18 protein-coding genes and 1 tRNA gene are annotated in these 20,018 nt (G+C 61.5%); 9 read left to right on the forward strand and 10 right to left on the reverse strand.

The genetic code is table 11. The features are described from left to right. Positions 1–1,276: 1,276 nt before the first annotated feature. From I53_RS16185 to I53_RS16205, 5 genes are all read left to right on the forward strand, one after another. Positions 1,277–1,567, forward strand: coding sequence for a DUF2312 domain-containing protein (locus I53_RS16185; RefSeq protein ID WP_043352507.1), 291 nt, complete (start codon positions 1,277–1,279; stop codon positions 1,565–1,567). 227 nt (positions 1,568–1,794) lie between these two features. Next, complete coding sequence (locus I53_RS16190) at positions 1,795–3,894, forward strand: prolyl oligopeptidase family serine peptidase (protein WP_043352508.1); 2,100 nt, start codon at positions 1,795–1,797, stop codon at positions 3,892–3,894. 83 nt (positions 3,895–3,977) lie between these two features. Further along, complete coding sequence (locus tag I53_RS16195) at positions 3,978–4,406, forward strand: GNAT family N-acetyltransferase (RefSeq protein WP_043352509.1); 429 nt, start codon at positions 3,978–3,980, stop codon at positions 4,404–4,406. A 33-nt stretch (positions 4,407–4,439) separates the two neighbouring features. Beyond that, a complete protein-coding gene (locus I53_RS16200; protein WP_043352510.1) occupies positions 4,440–4,952 on the forward strand; it encodes an AAA family ATPase in 513 nt (170 codons plus the stop codon). 25 nt (positions 4,953–4,977) lie between these two features. Beyond that, entirely contained in the window at positions 4,978–5,487 is a 510-nt protein-coding gene (locus I53_RS16205; protein ID WP_251982337.1) for a GrpB family protein, read from the forward strand. Here I53_RS16205 and I53_RS30460 read toward each other — a convergent pair whose 3' ends face one another. The 3 genes from I53_RS30460 to I53_RS16220 all read right to left on the reverse strand — a co-directional run bounded on the left by I53_RS30460 (position 5,488) and on the right by I53_RS16220 (position 7,899). Further along, the gene (locus tag I53_RS30460; RefSeq protein ID WP_051044839.1) at positions 5,488–6,303 is read right to left on the reverse strand and encodes a DUF429 domain-containing protein; all 816 of its coding nucleotides are present in this window, start codon (positions 6,301–6,303) and stop codon (positions 5,488–5,490) included. A gap of 131 nt (positions 6,304–6,434) precedes the next feature. Next, on the reverse strand, positions 6,435–7,241 hold the full coding sequence (locus I53_RS30465) for an EVE domain-containing protein (RefSeq protein ID WP_083936078.1): 807 nt from the start codon (positions 7,239–7,241) through the stop codon (positions 6,435–6,437). Positions 7,242–7,254: 13 nt separating this feature from the next. Continuing rightward, the gene (locus I53_RS16220; protein ID WP_043352512.1) at positions 7,255–7,899 is read right to left on the reverse strand and encodes a recombinase family protein; all 645 of its coding nucleotides are present in this window, start codon (positions 7,897–7,899) and stop codon (positions 7,255–7,257) included. Positions 7,900–8,112: 213 nt separating this feature from the next. Here I53_RS16220 and I53_RS33310 point away from each other — a divergent pair, with 213 nt between their 5' ends. Both I53_RS33310 and I53_RS16225 read left to right on the forward strand, forming a co-directional pair. Beyond that, positions 8,113–8,751 carry a hypothetical protein gene (locus I53_RS33310; protein WP_148291163.1) on the forward strand — a complete coding sequence of 213 codons (639 nt, stop codon included), beginning with the start codon at positions 8,113–8,115 and terminating at the stop codon, positions 8,749–8,751. Positions 8,752–8,825: 74 nt separating this feature from the next. Beyond that, entirely contained in the window at positions 8,826–9,542 is a 717-nt protein-coding gene (locus I53_RS16225; protein ID WP_043352513.1) for a hypothetical protein, read from the forward strand. A 192-nt stretch (positions 9,543–9,734) separates the two neighbouring features. Here the strand turns inward: I53_RS16225 and I53_RS16230 are convergent, their stop codons facing one another. Then, positions 9,735–10,256 (reverse strand): hypothetical protein, encoded by a 522-nt coding sequence (locus I53_RS16230; protein WP_043352514.1) that lies wholly within the window; start codon positions 10,254–10,256, stop codon positions 9,735–9,737. A 168-nt stretch (positions 10,257–10,424) separates the two neighbouring features. Then, the gene (locus I53_RS16235; protein WP_148291164.1) at positions 10,425–11,582 is read right to left on the reverse strand and encodes a hypothetical protein; all 1,158 of its coding nucleotides are present in this window, start codon (positions 11,580–11,582) and stop codon (positions 10,425–10,427) included. A gap of 227 nt (positions 11,583–11,809) precedes the next feature. On the opposite strand from I53_RS16235, the gene I53_RS33315 reads away from it, so the two are divergent. After that, positions 11,810–12,124, forward strand: a complete 315-nt coding sequence (locus I53_RS33315) for a hypothetical protein (RefSeq protein ID WP_148291165.1) — start codon at positions 11,810–11,812, stop codon at positions 12,122–12,124. 169 nt (positions 12,125–12,293) lie between these two features. On the opposite strand, the gene I53_RS36160 is transcribed toward I53_RS33315, so the two are convergent. From I53_RS36160 to I53_RS16250, 5 genes are all read right to left on the reverse strand, one after another. Continuing rightward, complete coding sequence (locus I53_RS36160) at positions 12,294–13,328, reverse strand: reverse transcriptase family protein (protein ID WP_083936079.1); 1,035 nt, start codon at positions 13,326–13,328, stop codon at positions 12,294–12,296. 245 nt (positions 13,329–13,573) lie between these two features. After that, complete coding sequence (locus I53_RS33320; protein WP_148291166.1) at positions 13,574–13,945, reverse strand: hypothetical protein; 372 nt, start codon at positions 13,943–13,945, stop codon at positions 13,574–13,576. Further along, the gene (locus I53_RS33325; protein WP_187294362.1) at positions 13,942–14,802 is read right to left on the reverse strand and encodes a hypothetical protein; all 861 of its coding nucleotides are present in this window, start codon (positions 14,800–14,802) and stop codon (positions 13,942–13,944) included. Before I53_RS33325 ends, I53_RS33320 begins: the two co-directional genes overlap by 4 nt. Before the next feature lie 157 nt (positions 14,803–14,959). Continuing rightward, complete coding sequence (locus I53_RS30470) at positions 14,960–17,587, reverse strand: serine protease (protein WP_083936080.1); 2,628 nt, start codon at positions 17,585–17,587, stop codon at positions 14,960–14,962. Between the two features lie 248 nt (positions 17,588–17,835). After that, positions 17,836–17,912: transfer RNA gene (locus I53_RS16250), tRNA-Arg, on the reverse strand. Between the two features lie 1,035 nt (positions 17,913–18,947). Here I53_RS16250 and I53_RS16255 point away from each other — a divergent pair. After that, positions 18,948–20,018, forward strand: a 1,071-nt coding sequence (locus I53_RS16255) for an acyltransferase (RefSeq protein WP_043352516.1), incomplete at its 3' end; no start/stop codon positions are given.

The raw sequence follows: 20,018 nt of genomic DNA on the forward strand, positions 1-20,018 counted from the left end.
CCGATTAGTCGCCCATGCCGGTAACAGATCCGAAATTCAGCGTCACGGAAAGCGCAGTGATGCCTACCGCGACGCTATAATCTGAGTTTATTCTCGGCTCATCATTATATGCTTTGGGATAACTAATTTCATTCCGCCTTCGGCGCCACCGATGAGATTTCACAAAAATCCTAAGATAAACACCTGCCTGAACTCACACTACTGTGATTTCTGAAGGATTTTTATCTGCAAATCAGAATCCAACATATCTATCGATCGCCGAGCGTGCCTCACCTGCACTTCCGCGAACATTGTATACGACGATTTCGTCACTGTCTCGAACTATGACGACGTTGTCATACCCACAGTTATCAATTAACCCGAGGGCCGCAGCTTGTGTTGTTAGGTCCGAAGCTTCCACCCCATCCTCCAAGCTTTTAAACGAGGCACATAGCAATTGAGCCCACATATTTTCGTCGGAACACCCCGTCGATTTTGCGTATTCGTATTGCGGGTTCGACTTGAACGACTGCTCTAACTGAAATCTAATAGATCGATGTTCATCGGTATCTGATACCACGGAAAAACCATACATGTTGTCAATCTCGTCAACGACCGCAAATAGACCGCATACCCTCAACTTATCAACTAAAGAAAACATATCTATCCTTTCGTGACATCGAAATTGACATCATGCATCCTGTCTACCAAACCGATTCGGTGTTAGCTAATCAATAGGGTCGGTATTAATGAGCATTGTGTGTCGTGATTGCGAATCTCAGGTGCGTTGAAACGCATACGTGCTGCGAGGACCGCAGATTGGTCTTCTCGGTGAAGGATGGATCGTGATGGTAACTCCGCGCCACTACAGAAATAGGGGTGGTAATGTCGACGTCACCGATCAGCCCGTTATCCGTCGATCGCTGAGGGGCATCAGCGGGCATCTACCGCGAGGGCCACGCCGTCGCGAAGGCTCTCCCCTTCGCCCTCTCGGCCGCCACGTTCGTGCTTGGCGCCGTCGTTTTGGTCGTAGCATTACGCGGGCGTCAGTATGGCAATCTCGGCAGCAGCCCGGACATGTGGCTGGTGAGGGGCCGGATCGACGGAAACGACGCGTCGCTTACCCGAATGCGGGCCTACCCCGTCTATCACTATGCGAACCGCATCGCCGTCAGCATCAACAGGCTGGCGTCGGTTGGGTGTGTCGGAGCAGGGCGTCCCAAGTCCCCCTGTCCCCTTTAACGTCACGGTTACCCTGACCGGCCACGGTCGCGCCCCTCATCTTAAGGATCAGCGCATGACCAAGAAGACCGAGATCACCGACACCGTCGCCGTCGCAGGCGAACGCATCTGCTCGATCATCGAGCGCATCGAGCGTTTGGAGGTGGAGATCAAGGATCTGATGGAAGCCAAGAAGGAGGTCTTCGCCGAGGCCAAGGGCGAGGGCCTAGACGTGAAGGTGCTCAAGGAGATCCTGAAGATCCGCAAGCAGGACAAGGACGAGCGTGATGAGCAGGAGACGCTGCTCGACGTGTACCTGCGCGCCATGGACGCGCCGTCGTCTGCGCCCTTGGCCGAGGCCGCCTGAGCCCTAATTCGAGGTGAGGACGGTGCATCCATCAGGCACCGTCCCGCCTGTCCCCACGCGCGACAACGGTGAGCGCTCCATCCGGCAGCGGTCGTTGCAACGCCTTCGTCTCCGGCCAGGGCGCCGAGAGCCATGCCGCCCACTGCCGAGCCGCCTTGCAAGCTGCGCGAGTGAGGCGCACCTCTACCCGCTCGGGAGCGACCCGCGATCGGGCTACCTTGACGGCCATGAGCGCATCCACCGCAACGCCGTTCGACCCGAGGCCCACCCGCGCACAGCCCGACGACGATCCCCACCTCTGGTTGGAGGAAATCGAAGGCGCTGACGCCCTCGCTTGGGTCGATGCCCAAACCGCCAATACGCTCGCCCGCTATGGCGACGCCGCCTTCGCCCATGACCGCGACCTCGCGCGGGGCCTGCTCGACCGGCCCGACCGCATTCCGTTCGTGAGCCGTCGCGGCGGCCTGCTCTACAACTTCTGGAGGGACGACGAGCATCCCCGCGGGCTGTGGAGGCGGACCGACGAGGCGACCTACCGCGCAGGCGATCCGGTTTGGGAGGTCTTGCTCAATCTCGACACGTTGGCCGCGAGCGAGAACGAGGACTGGGTCTGGTCTGGGTCGTCGCCCCTGCGCGACAGTTACGACCGCGCTCTGCTGCGCCTCAGCCGAGGCGGTGGCGACGCCGTTGTTCTGCGCGAGTTCGACTTGCCGACCCGCGCTTTCGTCGCGGACGGCTTCACCCTGCCGGAGGCCAAGGGCGGCGCGGTCTGGCTCGATCGCGACGCGCTGCTGCTGTCCAGCGCGCTGGGACCCGGCATGGCCACGCAGTCCGGCTACGCGCGCACTGTGCGCCTCTGGCGACGCGGCGCCAATCCCCTCAACGCCCCGGTGCTGTTCGAGACCGACGAACGCAGCATGAGCGTCTGGGGAGCGGCGGACCATCAGACCGGGGTCGAGCGGCTGACGTTCACCGAGCAGATTGGCTTCTTCGACGCGGCCCTGCACATGGGCGATCGCAACGGCGCGGGCCTGCGCCTCGACCTGCCCACCCACGCGGGCGTGCAATTGCATCGTGACCACGTCTCCGTGCGGCTGCGGCGGCCGTGGGTTGTGGACGGTGTGGAGCACGCAGCCGACACCGTTCTGACGGTCGCGCTGCCCGACCTTCTCGCGGGCAAGCCCGCATTCGAGGTCTTGTGGCAGCCGGGGGAGCGGTTGGCGCTCCAAGGGGTATTCTGGTCCGCCGGGCGGCTGATCGTGAACGCCCTGGACGACCTGCGACCTGTCTACACGATATGTGAGCCGGAGCCGGAAGGATGGACGCAACGGCCACTGCCTGGACTGCCAGGGCTCGGCACCGTCAGCGTCTGGCCCCTCGATGATCACACCGAGACCGCGGACGGCAGCCTCCTCGCCACGGTGCAAGATCCGGTCACTCCCACGAAGCTACTGATGTTCGCGCCCGCCCTCGACGCGCCCGCCGTGTTGCGTCGAACGCCACCGGCCTTCGACGCGCGCGGACTGCGCGTGACGCGCCACGAGGCGGTGTCGGCGGACGGGACACGCGTGCCCTACGTCCAGACCGGACCGGACGGCACGGACGGCGACGCGCCGATCCACCTCACCGCATACGGCGGCTTCCGGGCTTCGACGCTGCCGGTCTATCGGGGCGTGCTGGGCAAGCTCTGGCTTGAGCGGGGTGGGACAGCCGTCACAGCCAACATTCGCGGCGGCGGAGAGTTCGGCACGTATTGGCACGAGGCCGGGCGTCGCGAGGGGAAGGCGCGTGCGCATGAGGATCTCGCAGCGGTCGCCGCCGATCTGGTGACGCGTGGCGTGACCCGGCCGGGGCGGATCGCAGCAGAGGGCGGCTCGAACGGCGGGCTGCTGATCGCGAACATGCTTACGCGCTTCCCTGAACATTTCGGGGCGCTGTTCTGCACGATCCCGTTGATCGACATGCGCCGGTACAGCAAACTCCTGGCTGGGGCGAGTTGGATCGCCGAATATGGTGATCCAGATGATCCGGCCGACTGGGCGTTTCTCAGCCGGATCTCGGCTTATCACGCTGCGGAGGCGGGCCGTTCCTATCCGCCAATCCTGCTGGCCACGAGCCGCCGAGACGATCGAGTTCACCCTGGTCATGCCCGGAAGATGGCTCAGAAGCTACGTGTCCTCGGCTACGATGCGTCCTTCTACGAGCCACCCAGCGGAGGGCACGGCTACGGCAAGGACAACGCCGAGATGGCATCGTTCATGGCGCTGGGTCTGAACTTCCTACGCCGCTCGATCGGTTGGTCTGCGCCAGATGGGCCAGAAACCTGAGCGACAAGCCTTTCTTCGGCCAAGGCACCTTGCCAGGGCCTCAGCACCGCCCCACGGCGGCCCATCCAATCCGGAGGCTGCCTATGACGCCCGAACGCATCACGGTCAGCGCTGAGATCGATGCAGAAACGGCGAAGATTGTCGAGGATGGGCTGGCCCGCTTCAACGAACTTCACAACGGCCCCGACCCGACCAAGCCCTTGTGGCTCATATGCCGTGACGACCAGGGGCACGTGTTGGGCGGTCTCAAGGGCCTGATACAGTGGGACTGGTTCGTCGTCTTGACGCTCTGGGTGGAGGAGGAAAGGCGGCGGCAGGGGATCGGACAGCGTCTGCTACGGGAGGCCGAAGACGCGGCGCGCAATCATGCATGCCGCAGGGTCAGGCTGGCGACGATGACGTTTCAGGCCCCAGAGTTCTACAGAAAATTGGGATATGCGGAGGAGTGTCGGTTGCTCGATGTCCCTCCTGGCCATGCGTACATATGGATGACCAAGACACTGGCGGATTGACTTTGCCCGTTAGCCTTACACTGGGGAGATCACATGCTCGTCATCCTCAGCGGGTTGCCCGGCACGGGCAAGACCACCATCGGGAAGCTGTTGGCAGCTAAGCGTTCCGGGACTTACGTCCGCATGGACGAGATCGAGCATGCCCTGAGCCGGGCCACCGGTCTGGGCCATGACATCGGACCGGCGGGCTACATCGTCGCCTTTGCCATCGCCGCCTCGAACCTCAAGCTCGGCACCCTTTTAATTGCCGACAGCGTCAATCCGGTTCTGGAGAGCCGCCAGGGTTGGCGAGACGTGGCGCGAGGAGCGGCCGTGCGCTTCGTAGAGGTCGAGGTCGTCTGTAGCGATGAGCGGGAGCACGAGCACCGGGTGGTAAGCAGGACCACGGACATAGCGGGGTTCACCCCTCCCACATGGTCATCGGTCAAGGCCCACGACTACGCCCCATGGATCTCGCCGAGGTTGGTGGTCGATACGGCGCTCCTCAGCCCCGAGGCCGCGTTAGCCGAGGTCGAGGCCGTGATCGACACCATTTCCGCTGTCTGAGATGCCACCCCCATTCAAGGTCGAGTTGGTCGAGCATGACCCTCGCTGGGCTGGGGCGGCCGAGACAGAGGCGGCGATCCTGCACGCCGCGCTCGACCCAATCTTGCTTGCCGTCCACCATATCGGATCGACCGCTGTCCCAGGTCTGAAGGCGAAGCCCATCCTGGATCTCATGCCCGTCGTCAGCGACCTGCGAGGATTGGATCGGCGCAAAACCGATCTCGAAGGCGTCGGCTACGCATGGTGGGGTGAGTTTGGGCTGCCGGGGCGGCGCTACGCGACGAAGGATGAACCCCGGTCCGGACGGCGGCTCGTGCAACTGCACTGCTACGCTATCGGCTCGCCGGAGATCGTCCGCCACCTTGCTGTCCGCGACTATCTGCGAAGAAGGCCGGATACAGCCGCCGCATACGAGCGAGAAAAGGTTCGGTGTCACGCACTACACCCCGACGACTCGCATCAGTATGGCGCTTGCAAGAGCGCTTTCATCGACGCCGTCGAGGCAGCCGCGCTGGCGAAACTACCCGGTGCATGATCACGCGGCCAGGGCGATCTCCCCTTCGATCACACATCCGACGCGCTCCTCATCAGCATTCTGGTCGAGCACTGACCGTGCCCAGGCGGCATGTAGCGCGAGGGGGGGCAGGATTATCCAGCCATCCTCTGCATCACCGGCTGCGGTGTAGCGGCCGACAGCAACGCAGAGCGCTGTGAGCCCACAGACCAGGGCCGCCCGGTCGTCGTGATTGGTGACCGAAGCCAATGGCACGGCAAAGCGGCGGCCCGGCAGGAGGTGCTTGACCAAGCTCTCCATCCCACCGGTCTCGACAAGGTGGCAGAAGAACGTGTCCGAGCGGTCTCCTCGGCGCGCGTTGAGGGCTGCCGGGTTCTCGATCAGCATCCCCAGGAACGCGCTCGGAAAGGCTTCCACGATCGCCCGGTCATGGATCCCAACGTCATGAGTGGTGCTTCCAATCTGGCAGACCTTCAGAACGGCTTCGGCGCAGGCGTTCGCATGGGCGTTCAGCAGCCTGCCGACTGGGGCGCTGGACTGGCCGGGCTTGCCGATTAACGGCTGGAAGCGACGAGTTAGGAGGCGCTCGGCGGCTCGGTATCGTCCGATGATGTCGAGACCTCGCCGAAGTGGGCCGTCGAAGGCGGCGGCACCCAGGAGGGTGTTACCGGCGACTCGGGAGATCGTTTCAGTGCGTTCCGGCTCGACTGCCCGGAAGCGCTGGATTGTCCATGAGACGGCGGTCTCGTCCCAGTCGAGGCGGCAGACGGCGCTCGTCTTCGAGGTCGGTGAACAACCCACATCAATACCGAGCACGGAGCCTCTGGAGAGCAGCACGGAGCCATCCTTCTTCGATGAGGCGCCACTTTGCCATCCATAGGTTGAAACCGCTTGATTTGAACCAAGCGGAACAGCGCGGTTCTACCAAGCTCTCATTGACGAAGCTCTCGGCCGCAGACTGGACCAAGTCAGCGCGCCTGCCATCGACGTGTGAGCGCCTGCGCAAATCCCTCAAGGTCCGAGGGATCGTGCCATCGGTGGATCATGCGGTGGCAGTTCGAGCAAAGCACGGCGAAGTCATTGATCCCGAACCGGATTTCCTCACCTTCGCTCAGGCTGGCAAGCGGGTGCAGGTGATGAGCTTCAATGAACTCCGAGCCGAGGTCGCCGTACATGTCTCCGAAGGCGAAGCCGCAAGCCTCGCACGTGAAGCCGCGCACCCGCTTCACCTCCGCCGCTGCGGTGGAGGCCCGCTCGATACGGCGGTGCTCCCGATAGCGCTTCCGCTCGACTACGGAGAAGAGCTTTTCATCGTCGTCAGCATCATCCCTCTCCAGCCCGGCGGCCTTCAACGCGCGCCACTGCTCCGGTGAAAGCGTGAAGACCGTACCTCCGCGTGCCCGCGCCGCGTTCAGCGAGGAGATCATCGCGCCGTACTCACCATCGTCCCAGAGGGGATGGGGGAGCGGGATGTAGCTGACGGCCACGCGGCTCATCACGTCGCGGGCTCGGCTCGGGTTGAGGTGGAAAGGATTGTCCGTATCTGCACGGAGCACCGGACCTTCTACGACCTCACCAAGTGCGATGATGCCTCTCCCAGCACCCTTGCCGCCGCGCGTCTTCCAGATCGCGATGCAGTCGCCAACCCGGATGTCGCTCCGGCCGCTCGTCCACCAGTCCGCGCTCAGGCGAAAGATCGCCTCGGTGATGCGGTACTCGTTTGGGTCCGCGACCAGAGTCCAGTAGCGCCGCTCACCGGCTGCACGAGCGGCCATCGTGACCCCAGTCTCACCCAACAACCGATGCTACTTGAACGTCGCCTTCCCGCATACGCTTGGCGACCTTGGCGATCGTCGCCCGGCTCGCCCCGGTTGCGTTGGTGATTGAGGACCAAGAGATCCCGGCCGTCAGCATCTTCGCGATCCCGGCGTTGCGCGCCACGTCCTCGACCCGGCCCTTGTACCTGCCTTCGGCTTTCGCTTTGGCTTGCCCCTCGGCCTGACGGCGGCGGCGGTCCGTGTAGTCCTTGCGCGCGACCGCTGCGAGCATGTCCAGCAGCATCGCATTGATCGCCGTGAACATGCGGTCCGTGAACTCGTCCGTGAACTCGGCGACCATGCTCCACGAGGTCGGCAGGTCGAGCGCTACGACGCGCACATGCCGGTTCGTAATCTCGACCTTGAGCTTCTCCCAGTCGGTGGCGGTGAGGCGCGAGAGCCGGTCCACCTGCTCGATCAGCAACACGTCACCAGGGTGCGCATCCCGAAGAAGGCGGAAGAGTTCCGGGCGGGCGAGCTTCGTGCCGCTCTCGGTCTCGACGTACCAGGAGGCAATCCGCAGCCCGCGTTCGCGGGCGAACTGTTCGAGAGCACCGCGGGCGCGCTCGGCGTCCGAGGTAGAGACGGACGCGCGCATGTAGGCCCGGACGTGCATCGACTCTCATTGGTTCAGTTAGGATGGTTCGATGATGCTCAGTGCGTTTTGAATGGTCAAGTTGATGATTTTGAATCATCCCCAGGCTAGTGCAGCCCAGGCATACCCTTATCGAGCCGACCGCTTGTCACGCGTCTGTGAGAGACCCTTGAACGAAGCACCTTTCTGTTCTTTGGCGATGGTCTATTATGGGCTGGATTGGAGAAAGATTTAATGCGTTACAAAATTGCACTGATCGCGCTCTTCGTGTTCACAAATGTATCTCAAGTCCAAGCGCAGGATGCAAAGCAGCAGCGCATCAACCAAGCCATTGATGCCGCCGAGCGAATTTGCTTGGTAGGTAATAGATACAAATTTACTGCGGATGTCTCAGGTAGCGTGACCATTACCAAGCTCCTCCCTGGGGGACAGGGAAAAGTTGTTGTTGATGGAGCACAAGGAAAAGGAAGTCAGTTTTTCGAAAACGAAGACGTTCGCCGAAATGTTGATTACGACATTCGGGAATGTATGAAATCGCAGTGGCCCGCAGTGCTACAGGTGATCGACAGAAGTTCCCAGCTACAGGACAGACCTTCGCAAAATACTATCAAAATTCAAAACGCTGTTTACGGATCAAGATGGCACCCGAATAAGTTTTGTACGAAAATTAATTATATGAAAGCTCAATGTGAGGACCACGCCACCTGCCAATTTTCATGCAACAATGAAAGCTCCGAATGTAAAGACCCCAGCAGGGGTGATAGCTCTAAACGGTGCATCATCAATTATGTATGTAGTCAGAAGCCGCTCGATGTAATTCCCTTGACTTTCGTTGAAAGTGGAGCCGTTCTCACCATGTCATGCCCAAACTAAGCGGCCATCATTAAACTGGCAAAGCTCGGTCCGAGCTGACCTACAACTCGGACATCTGAAAAAGGCTGGACCAGATGAACAACGAGAAGGCCGAGCCCATTCCACCGTTCCCGGTGGACGATGATCGGTCAATCGGGTTCCACATTGCGGTGGGAACGCTCGACGCCGCGGCGTCCCTCGTGCCTGGGGCGAGCTACGGCGTGCAGCAGCTTGTACGCCAGTTCATTGGGGAACCCTTGGAGCGGCGGCGCGAGGGTTGGTTCACTTCTCTCGGGATTGGTGTCCGGGAGCTTCAGGATCGGCTCGACGGCTTCGATCCGGCCACCCTCGGTCAGAACGAGGAGTTCATCGACACTGTCGCTGAAACCACACGAGTCGCGATGGCGACGCACCGCGCTGAGAAGCTGGAGGCCCTACGTAACGCCGTGCTCAACACGGCCATCGGCCTGACAGTCGAGGAGGCCCAGCGCGGGACATTCATCGCGCTCCTGGAGCGATTCTCGACGCTGCACCTGCGTTTGATGCAGGTCCTCAGCAACCCGCTGGAAATGCCGGAGATCTTGGCGATCGGGGGATCCAAAGCCATGATGCCGGTGACGGACGCGTTGGTGGCTGCATTCCGCGAAAGGGCGGATCGAGCCGTCGTCGGCACTGTGCTGACCGATCTCCAATCGGCTCATCTTCTGCGAGATCTGAACACCGCTGCCATCTCCCCGGATCCGCTCACCTCGCGGTGTCTCACCCCGCTCGGGGAGAGTTTCGTGCGGTTTATCTCATCGCCGTTGGTGTAGCGCCCTCAGGCTGTGCGGTTACCCGCGGTCCTCTTGCCCCGTGCCCACTCACTGATGACCGGCCGACAGATTGCCTCGATTTCCTTCACCACAGCGTCCACCCGTGGCGTGATCGGGTCCTCGTCCATCCGCCGAGCGAGGATCTGGCGCTGCTCTTGGTAGAACTTCGCGAGGATGAGGTGACCAGCCTGATCAGGATCGCATCCTCTCGATCTCATCGAACACGGCCTCGGCCTGAAGGTAGCGCTTGTGGGCCTGCCGGGCGTGCCGAGCATGCCTATCCGGGTGCAAGGCCATCCGGTAGGCGCGCCGAGCCGCGATCAGCAGGAAGTCAGGCGCACCTGGATGAAGCCCGACTTTTCGATGCAGGCACTGCTCCGGCGTTTCTGAGCGCACGTTGGAGGCCGAGTGCGCTCGGACGAGATCGGCCTTGAGCGCGGCGATCTGGGCGTCGCGCTTTGCGAGCAGGACGGCTTGTTCCCGCAGATCACGATCCACCTCCAGTCGCCGCTGTGCCTGATGCTGCTCCCGGATCATGACGGCGATGGTCTCCATCAGGGTCATGCCGAGCAGCCCCACGATCCATAATACGAGTCCAGCGATCGGCAGAGGCAAACACGCGAGCGTGACTGTGATGATGACGAGCAGCCAGACGCGCAGCCGCCAGCCCGGAACCGACAAGATGCGGATCGCAATCGGGTGTAGGGCGGTCAAAGGCAGACGGCACTCGTTGCGAAGTCATCGCCCTGAGCGTCGCCGTGAGCAACGCGAGCGATGGTCTTGCCGGTGGAGCGCCGCTTCGCAAGGTCTCCGATCATGAGACTGTGCCAGTGGCACAGGGTCAAGGCGGGCGCAGATCGGAGGTAGGCGAACGCGCTCATGTCAGGCTGCCTCGTCCAGCGTTTGCCGCAGCCCCTCGGCGACCTCCACTACCTCGTTGCCCCAGCCCACGTAGTTATCCGGCTCCGCGAGTGCGTGCTCGTTGAGCAGCCGCGCCGCGGCGATGACCGGCTCGCGTTCTCCTGGAGCGTGTGCCAGCAGGGCTACTCCGCAGGCCGCGAGCTTCTCACGCGCGATCTGCGCCCGATCGGTTGGGACGCGCCGGTTGTCAGCCCCGTAGAGGCCCTCCAGGATGAAGCCGCGGTCGGTATGCCGGAGTTCCGCAATCGTGCCCGGCTTGCCGCCGCAGCCGGACTTGATCTCCACGTATACAAACGCACCGAGGAACACCTCGTTGATCCGCGCGGCCAAGCAATTCTTGTAGCGTCTTCCCGCCTCGGCGAGCTTGGCGGGGCTGTCCAGGACAATCAGGGCCGGGTCGCCGCGCAGGTCGAGTTTGACCGGAGGGCGATCGAAGCGCGCGGCCCAGAACTTCACCAGATCGGCCCGATGGCCGCCCGGCATGAGCCTTTTGAGACTGGCTCGAACCGCATCATCAGTCGCGCCCGAGCACCGCTTCCGGATGTAGGTCATCGCATAGTGAAGCTCTTGAACCTGACGCAGTTCGGTGAGGCATCCCACGAGCGCGGGGTGAAGAAGCACCGAATCCAGGGCGCTGACGATCCCGATCTGGGCGCCCACCAGATTTCCGCTGATCTGACCGAGAACCTTCGCGCGCCGCCGGTCAGCGGGATCACGCGAGAGGTGCAGGCGTGCGAGTTCGTAGTAGGTTCGGGGCTCGCCGATTGGGTCGTCGCCGAGGCGCGCAAGGGTGCCGAGTAGGCCGACAGGAGGTCCGGTGAGGACCGCCCGGACCAGATCGCGAGGGCGGCGGAGGCGGAGAACGGCTTCGGCAAGAACGGTGGCAGAGGACGAACTCGTGAACTCCGACATCCCATTTGCGGACCGGAGGTGCTCGGCGACCGCGTCCAAGCCGAGGATCTCGGCGAGCGCGAGCACTAGGAACAGGGCTTGCCGCCGCTGCCGTCCGAAGCGGAAACTCTCAGCGAGCAGGCCGGGACAAGCGCTATCAAGTGAGATGGCAAGTTCCAGCGCCCACCCCGAGTAGGACGCCGCAGGCCGCCTGTTCGTCTTGATCACGAGAGTTGAAGATAGGTCCAAGGGCGCGCTCCAACGCATCGCCGTGGTTGCGTGCCTCGCGCGCCAACCCGTCTCGACCTTTCTGAAAGCTTAGCACAGAATCGATATCTCACAACGTGTGCAGCCGATGATCCACTCTCGCGTCTGGTCGGCCCTTAAGACGCTGGACGATTGAGGCTCCTTTCGTCATCCTCGGCTTCAATATGACGACATCGACTACGAGAACGGTGGACGCCGCGGCCATCCTGAGCGACATCTGGGCGAAGAACGCGCTCCGTCGCACATCAGGTTTGCCTCTCTGGCCGGTGCGGGAGACGTTCGAGCGCGAACTGGAGCAAGCGCGCTGGCGGGCTCACGTCGAAGCTAACTACGAGACTAATCGGACTCGGGTGCTCGGCGAGCTTCGGGCTCGCCATGGCGAAGGGTTCGGGCTCTCGGCAGGGGGGCGCTGGGTGATCGAGGCCATGACCTCCCAAGCGTTGCGCGACTCATTTCAGTCGGCCCGACCGTATAATACTTCTGATGAACTGATTAAATGTTGATTGTATATGAAATAATGGCAATATTGAAATTACCCATGACGGCATGTCAACACATAAAGGATAATTCGGTGATTTTGAGACAACAAGTCAAATAACATTTGCAATGAGTTTTGCAAAACCTCTATAATCTACCGAATAATTCGTCTACTCGGCGGAGGATATAAAAATATTACATCTTGTTCATCAAGCGTCTGATTTTAGAAACCCGGTCCTTACACTTCTTCATCTGCGCAGATTCTGGCTCTATACTCTCCCAAAAGGCAATCTTGCCTTGAAGATGCTCCATATAGTTAGGGTTGAATATTTTCCGCTTTGACAGATGACTAGCAAGCCCCGCTGACCAAACGAAATATACGTCTCGCTGCAATTCCCTTCGATATGACCGGGTTAATCGCGGCTTACCCGCTGTTATATCAAGTCCAGTCACAATTTTTTTGTCCCGAGGACCGCAAATACGCGTCTTCTCCTCGTTTATAAGAAACCCTTCCGCATTTATGATTTCTCTAATCAAATAGTTTGTCCCAACTTCTATTTGAACGCCAGATATGGCTATATCGTCGGCATATCGAGTATATCGAAGATTTTTTGACAAGCATAGACTATAGAGCCGGTCGTCCATCTGCTTACAAATAATATTACTGACAATCGGACTCGTCGCGGCTCCCTGAGGCAGGCGACCATTCAAAGTACATAATCGCCCCAGTAGAAATGAGATGTTGGGCGGGAACCCAAATGAATTAAAGATATCGATGACTCGGTTGACAGATATGCTTGGAAAAAAATCTTTGATGTCGAGCTTAAGAAGAACGTCGCGCTTACAATGAAGAGAGGCATTTCTCAAGATTGATTGATTGCGCCGAAATCCAGTGGCGCACCTGCTTACCTGACTTTTCTGCAATATGTGCTCGGATATCCATTTTTGACATTCTAGCATTGATGGGTAGGGGCTTTGTATTAGACGCTTACCACCTCGCCTCTTCCTAATAGTGAAGCTTCTATAGAACTTACCTGTCCCAAACACCATGGCATACAGCGTACCCAAATCCCGCCCGATCAATAAAGACAAATGCACATCTTCAAAGATTGGTGGAACACCCGCACGAAGCATGGGGCCAGCATAGTCAATATATTCTCGAATGTAGTCCTGATTGATCCCCAAATCTGAAAAGTAAGCTTCCCATTTCTCGACACTACTCTTTGACATTATAAGGCGGCCGACGTTACTTGATCAATCCGTTGCGAGCAACGCATCAGCAATGCAGACAAAAGGCGCTGTGAGTAGTCTCACAGGGCCTTTTTGGCTGTATTGCTGGTCACCCGATAGGGTGACACACCGGGGGGCGACTTTGGCGGGACGCCAAATCGAACCCCGGCGATGGCTTACGCCAGCCTTACCCGTAGGAGCGACTACACTCCTAAACGCTAACGTCGGCCGCCTCGCCCAGCACATTAGTCGCCTCCCGCAGCTTGTCCAGCACCCTTTACAGCATGCCTTAGCCGCGATCGCCGGGGCGCATATGGCTCAAAGGGTTGAATTTGTGACGCCTGGAACGTTGGCGGGACTTGGCGCCAAGTTTTTTCTCCGCTGAATGCGAACAGATGCTGATTTTCGTTAATCCAATTTCTGCCGAGGGTAGTGAGAACAATGAGGCCCTCATCCATTCGCAATAACCCATCGGCGTTCAGGCTACTGTACGCCTGGAAAATTTCGCGAACCGATGATCCATATTTTATGGTCAGGCGGCCCACTATAAGACCGTCCTCGCTCTCCAATGCAAGACGCAAGATTAACGCCTCTTGTTTAGTCAGCTTTCTTCTCATGGACCGCTCCTTATAAAAATCACTTTCCTTTTTTTATCAGCCGAATTTCGAGGCCACCAGAGTATGGGAAAGTTTGAATTCGGTGCATTCCAGTTCTTGACAGAAAACAGCGCTTCCGCTCCTCCGTACCCTAACGCAGGAACGGGTTTCCCATTAAAATTCTTAGCAAGCCTGCTCTCTAAATCGCTCATTGCGCTAAGTGCGTCGGCTAACTGCTGGCCGGTGAAATATGAAGAAAGCCCTGCTTGAAGCTCTTGCTCAGTATCGACGGCGATACCGTTTTCATTAATATAATTCTTTGCACCCGACATGCACGAGATCAGCAACACCCTGATAGATAGATCGTGATTTCTATTTGCTGAGTCCTTTGAAATTACATTTACTCGCTGAACGATCGTCTTACCTGTACCTGAAAACTCGTCCGCTAAGATGCATTTTTTGTATGATGTGAGTTTTCTCAAAAACTGCGGAACGCTATTATATATTTCAACATTACTGTGGTCGCGAAGCATTGGTTTTATTAGCTGGACGACAGCCTGAGAACTGTCGGGATCGAAACTTGCTGATGTCGCAACTACTGCTGTAGGGTCAGATCCGGCGTAGTCGATAATTTTATTTGCCATAGATTTCAAAGCAAAGTTTACCTGCCTTTCGGAGAGAACTTTGATTTTTGATACAATATGCTCAATCAACCTCTTCTCAGTAGCCTTTTTGCATTCATTGAACAATGCTCTTATACCCTCCTCATAGTCGGCCAATATTTCATTTTCCAAATAAAGGCTAAACAAAAAATTGTCCAGCTTTGCTTTTCTGGAGTTTCTGCTCATGGCCCGTTTGACTACAAACATCAGCGACATAAAATGCAATTGTGACCAATTCACAAAGGTCGATTTAGCTTTTCAATACGCGCAATTTGCCTCGGTAAGACAAAATTTGCCGGGCTGTCCCGATCCACTGTTCCATAGAAGTCACTGACTGCGATCCGTTACTCGAACTGTCAAACAGTGCCCACCGCTACCGACAGGCCACGAACACGCTCAGCCCCTTGGCATGCTCGGCAAGATCAGGCGGGGGCAGGGCGGCAGTGTCGGTTCCTGTCGCATAGGCCACGCCGTTGCTCTCCAGGAACGCCCCCGCCAGCGAACCCTTGATCGCGAAGTTCACGTTCTGCGGGATATCGCCATTCGTGGCCACCATCACCTTTAAGGCGTTCAGCTTCGCGCTCACCACACCGATCAGGTTTCCGGCGGCATCCACGAGCGGGCCACCCGAATTGCCCGGCTGCACGGGTGCCGAGATCTGGAAGTAGCGGCTATCATCGGCAAGCCCGGTCAGCGCCGTGACGTTGCCCAGCGTGAAGTTGCCCGAGGTCGAGAGCATGCCCGACAACGGGTAGCCGAAGGCTGCCACCGCCTCGCCGAGCCGCACCCCCGTGCGCAGGGCGGCGATCTTCACCGGGGTAATCTCTGCCTTCAGAAGCGCAAGGTCGTTTGTCCGGTCCTGGGCTACGAGCCGAGCGGCTACCAACCCGTTCGGTCCGTTCACCTCGATGGCCGCGCAGTCCTGAACCACATGGGCGTTCGTCAGCAGGTGGCCAGCGCGGCTGATGAAGAAGCCGGTGCCCGACGAGGCGGTGTGCGGCTTGGGATCCGGCGGCCGGGGAGCAACGGCGGGCGGTGTCGGGACGACTGGCGGAGAAGGCGTCGCCACCGCGACCGCCGGGGGCGGCGGGGCAACGGCGATCGGCGCGGTGAACGGCGCGCCCGACATGCTGGCGGCCAGGGACCCTGAAACCAGCACCGCGACGCGCTCCATGTGCAGGTCGGTCTCGGCGGACTTCCAGGCCAGGAAGAAGCCGAGCGTGCCCGCCCCGTCCCGGTGGAAGCGCATATACCAATCCAGCCCGTCCGTTCCGGAGGCCGATATCGCGAAGAAGTCCGGCCGCAGCACCTTGTAGTTCACCCGCGTGCCGTCCCCGGCGAACCGTTCGAGGGCGGTGCGATAGCCGTCCTCCAGCGCGCTCGGGGTGGCGATGTAGGTAAGCGTCGCGCGCTTGGCGGGGTCGGTCCAGGTCACGCCCGAGCCCGTGCGCTCCTCGCGCAGCCCGAGGCCGAACGGCACCCAGATCGGGTGGCCTCGGTACGGGTGCGCCGCGGCGCGAAAACCCCACGTGCGCAGCAGCGGCGTCGCCTCGCTCATGAGCCCGGCAGCTTGCCCCTCATCGATCACTCCGGTGACGGGTAGCCCGCTCTGCGATTGAAAGCGCACCACCGTCTCGAATAGTCGTTTGGAGAAATCGACGTTCGGCACGGCGACCTGATGGCCGGTGGCGGTCAGCAGCACCTGGAGCCGGATGCGCTCATTCACCGGCTGGGACTCGAAGGTCGCAGCGGCGACCTCGTACCGGGCAGGGCCCGCAGGCACAGTGATTGCGGGCGGTGCCACCGCCAGCGGTCCGAGCCAGGGCGTCGGATAGCCCGCTTCGTTCAGGTGACGCCGTAAAGCGGTCGGGAAGTCGGTCTTGCGCTTCCGTGCGTCCGGGCATTTGGCCAGGGGCAGGGCGACTGTGCATTCCTCGTAGGGCCACTCGGCATTACGGTCATAGAGTTGCAGCATGCGCGCCCACGCGGCCTCACCGCGTCCGACGAGGATGCTCTGCGCGACCCAGCCGCCGAGGAAGTTGTTGTCATGCCACCGCTCGGGGTCGAGGTTTGCCGAGTGCTCCATCCCCGCGAGCCGCTGGCGCTGGTAGCTCGCGAAGTTGGCGTGGCGGGTCACATCCTCCAGCCGTCCGGCGCGCAACCAGTGGATCTGAGCGGGTGGATTGGACGAGGCATAGGGGCCGAAGGCGTACAGGAAGCTGTTGTCGCCGTTGAGCAGTTCGTAGGTGCCGTCTCCGTCGAGGTCCTCGAAGGCGTAGCCGCCGCTATCCAAGGTCTCGCCGTCCGCGACCAACCAGCGGCCTGTCCGCGAGTCCTGCGTGGCGATCTTCGTCACCGTGCAGCAGTGGGCGCCGCCCCAGAACGATGAGAAGACGAGGCTGAGGCGCGGCGAGATCGGGTCGAGTCGCACGGCGGCAACCTCGGCGAAGTCCGTGTTCGAATCGTCGTCCGTCCCGCGCGTGGATTGATCGAGGGAAATGGCAAAGGCCACCTGTCCATCCTCGCGACCCAAAGCAACCGGGTGGCGATCACCGTCCTTCCCCCTGGCGCTGCCGAGGACCACGGAAAGGCCGCCGACGCGCAGGATGCTTTCGTGCTTACCGTCGTACTTGGCGGTCGGGCCATTGGGAGAGGGCGGTGCCGTCCAGACCTGCTCGACGTAGCTGTCACCGCGCGAAAAAATAAAGTCAGTCGGCAGGCCACCTGTGCGGGTCAGGCGCTGGCGTAGGGCGCGAGGATCGGCGGCGTTCTCCGGACCAGCAACGACCGCGAACCAGCCGTTGGCCGCACGCATGACACGCACGCTTGGGAACTGCCAGCGATGGTAGCGAGCGACGCCGATGGCGGCGTCGAGGTCCGGTCGGCTGGCGAGAACGACCCACCGCGCGTTGCCGGACAGGGCGAGATCGCTCGCATCGGCGACACAAAGCGGCGCTGTCAGAAGGAGCACCGCGACAAAACCGGCCCACAACCTGCCCATTCCAACCTCCAGGTTGCAAACTGGCTGGGTCGGGGCAGCGGATCAATCTGAAGTCGAAGGCTATCCAACCTTCACGCGGCGAATCGGTCTGCCTGTGTCAAATTTCTTCGGTCGTGCGACGCCGTGGAGGCGTCTGGCACCACACAAACCGTCAGCATCTTTGGCACACCCCTGGCACACCACCCCTGAAAAGATCAGGGCCGCCAGATCGGCGACGCAGCTAAGTAGCTGTCGATGAGAGGGAAATTTGGCGCACCCGACACGATTCGAACGTGTGACCTTTGCCTTCGGAGGGCAACGCTCTATCCAGCTGAGCTACGGGTGCTGGCCGTGGCCACTCCCTAGCCCAAGCGCGCGAGGAGCGCAACGGCGGCGATACGATCACGCTCTGCCTCCAATCGCCTCGACGGGGACGTCGCGGGGGCTCCTGCGGCCAAGGTCGCAGGTTCGAAGCGTGTCGGGAGCGCGTTTCGCTTCGAAAGCGATGAGTCTCCGACCTTCGCCTACAGCCAGACCGATGTCGGCTTTGCGGTCCACGGCTCCGACGAGGGCACGGAGGGTTGGGGATCAGGGTTGGGGACGAGGGCTGGGCCGAGGTCGACGGGGCGGCCTCTCGACCGCAAGACGCTGTTCCGCCTCGATCAGGACGAGCAACGGTCGGTACGGAGGCGCGGCGCGCGCTGGAGCCGCGACGTCGCCCCCGACACGCGCGACGAGGGACGGCGCTTCCGGCATCCGCGTCGTGGTCGACGATAGCTCGCGGGCGTGCGCGGCGCTTGGGACGACCATGCGGGTGGCGACAGAAGGCACACCCGCGTCGGCACGCCGGATCGTCCAAGACGTCACCCGCGCGGCAGCGGAGGTGCCGATACCGACACGAGCCCGACAGGCTGGATCTCGCGCGGCACTTGGGGTGGTGTAGGGAGGAACAGTGCCGTTGAAGGCGCACGTCGATCGTGCCGGACCGCCGGCCCGGCCCGACGGACGCGGCTTTCAGACGCGGCTTGCCCGCTGCGGAAGGCGGTCGCGGCGAGTTGCCCGATGAGGCCCAACGGCGCCGCGGGTGCGCCACACGCGATGACCGGCAGTTCGGCGATCGGCTCAGAGACTGAATTCTATCGCAGCCCTCAGCACCTTGGAGGGCCGGCCCCTCCAGCTTCGGAGGGCGACGCGCTGTCCGGCTGAGCTGCGGGCCCGGGCCACGGCCATGCCCTGATCCGACTGCGTCGCCCGTGCAACGGCGCCCGTCCCATCGCGCGGCGCCGCCCGATCCCCATCCGGTGTGGCGCCGGCGTCCTTGCCTTCGTGCGCCGCTTCTTGACCCCTGAACACCGGGCAGAGGGGTCGGGAGCGAACAGCGGTGGCGGAGGTGACGGGCGGCCGGGATCCGCGGGCGAACAATTTCGGGTCCCTGCGCCTCCTGTTCGCGACCCTCGTGATCCTGGCCCACGCCCCCGAACTCGTGGACGGGAACCGGTCGCGCGAGTTGCTGACGCAGGCCTTCGGCACCCTGTCCCTCGGGGAGATCGCCGTCGACGGGTTCTTTCTCGTGAGCGGCTACCTGATCACCGCGAGCTACCGCGCCAAGCGCTCCTTCGCGGATTACCTGATGCGGCGGGCGCTGCGGATCTACCCGGCCTTCGTGGTGGCGTCCCTGCTCTGCATCGCCGTGGTCGCGCCCCTGGGCGGCGGCGACCTCGCGGCGGCCTCGCCGCTGGAGGCCCTGGCGCGGCTGTCGCTGCTCCTCATGCCGGTGGTCCCCGGCACCTTCGCCGGGCTGCCCTATCCGCTGCTCAACGGATCGATGTGGACGATCCCCTGCGAGTTCGGCTGCTACCTGCTGCTCGGCCTCGTCGGCACCGCCCGCGCCCTGCGCCGGCGCGGGCGCTATCTCGGTCTCCTCACGGGTCTCGGCATCCTCCTCGCCCTGCGCTGGCTCTACCTGCCCATCGGGCATCCGGGGGATGCCCTCGGCTCCCTGTCGGAGATGATCCGCCTCACCTTCGTATTCTGCTGCGGCGGCGCCTTCCGGCTCTTCGCCGACCGGATCGCCTACACGCGCCGCGGCGCCGGCCTCGCCGCCTTGCTGCTGGTGCCGCTCCTGTTCAGCCGGCCATTGGCCGAGCCGGCCTTCGCGCTCCTCGGCGGGTATCTGATCTTCTGGTTCGCCTTCGCGGTGCGTCCCAATGCCCTCAGCCGCGCCACCGCCCAGATCGATCCGTCCTACGGGCTCTACCTCTACGCCTGGCCGCTGCAGAACCTGCTGATCGCCCGGATCCCCGGCATTTCTCCCTGGGCGGTCGCGGCCCTGGCGCTCGGGGCCGCCATGCCCCTCGGCCTGCTGAGCTGGTTTCTGATCGAACGGCCGATGCTCCGGTTCCGCGCGGGAACGGGCGCCGCCGCAAGCCCCGAGCCCGGCCCCATCCCGGCG

The sequence above is a fragment of the Methylobacterium sp. B1 genome, assembly GCF_000333255.1.
Lineage (GTDB): Bacteria > Pseudomonadota > Alphaproteobacteria > Rhizobiales > Beijerinckiaceae > Methylobacterium > Methylobacterium fujisawaense.

Excerpts from the sequence above, each read along its gene's own strand:
- I53_RS33310 (WP_148291163.1), top strand. The coding sequence starts at position 8,113 with ATGCGTTACAAAATTGCACTGATCGCGCTCTTCGTGTTCACAAATGTA.
- I53_RS16190 (WP_043352508.1), top strand. The coding sequence starts at position 1,795 with ATGAGCGCATCCACCGCAACGCCGTTCGACCCGAGGCCCACCCGCGCA.
- I53_RS30470 (WP_083936080.1), bottom strand. The coding sequence starts at position 17,587 with ATGGGCAGGTTGTGGGCCGGTTTTGTCGCGGTGCTCCTTCTGACAGCG.
- I53_RS16185 (WP_043352507.1), top strand. The coding sequence starts at position 1,277 with ATGACCAAGAAGACCGAGATCACCGACACCGTCGCCGTCGCAGGCGAA.
- I53_RS16220 (WP_043352512.1), bottom strand. The coding sequence starts at position 7,899 with ATGCACGTCCGGGCCTACATGCGCGCGTCCGTCTCTACCTCGGACGCC.
- I53_RS16195 (WP_043352509.1), top strand. The coding sequence starts at position 3,978 with ATGACGCCCGAACGCATCACGGTCAGCGCTGAGATCGATGCAGAAACG.
- I53_RS16225 (WP_043352513.1), top strand. The coding sequence starts at position 8,826 with ATGAACAACGAGAAGGCCGAGCCCATTCCACCGTTCCCGGTGGACGAT.
- I53_RS33320 (WP_148291166.1), bottom strand. The coding sequence starts at position 13,945 with ATGAGAAGAAAGCTGACTAAACAAGAGGCGTTAATCTTGCGTCTTGCA.
- I53_RS30465 (WP_083936078.1), bottom strand. The coding sequence starts at position 7,241 with ATGGCCGCTCGTGCAGCCGGTGAGCGGCGCTACTGGACTCTGGTCGCG.
- I53_RS36160 (WP_083936079.1), bottom strand. The coding sequence starts at position 13,328 with ATGTCAAAGAGTAGTGTCGAGAAATGGGAAGCTTACTTTTCAGATTTG.
- I53_RS16200 (WP_043352510.1), top strand. The coding sequence starts at position 4,440 with ATGCTCGTCATCCTCAGCGGGTTGCCCGGCACGGGCAAGACCACCATC.
- I53_RS33325 (WP_187294362.1), bottom strand. The coding sequence starts at position 14,802 with ATGTCGCTGATGTTTGTAGTCAAACGGGCCATGAGCAGAAACTCCAGA.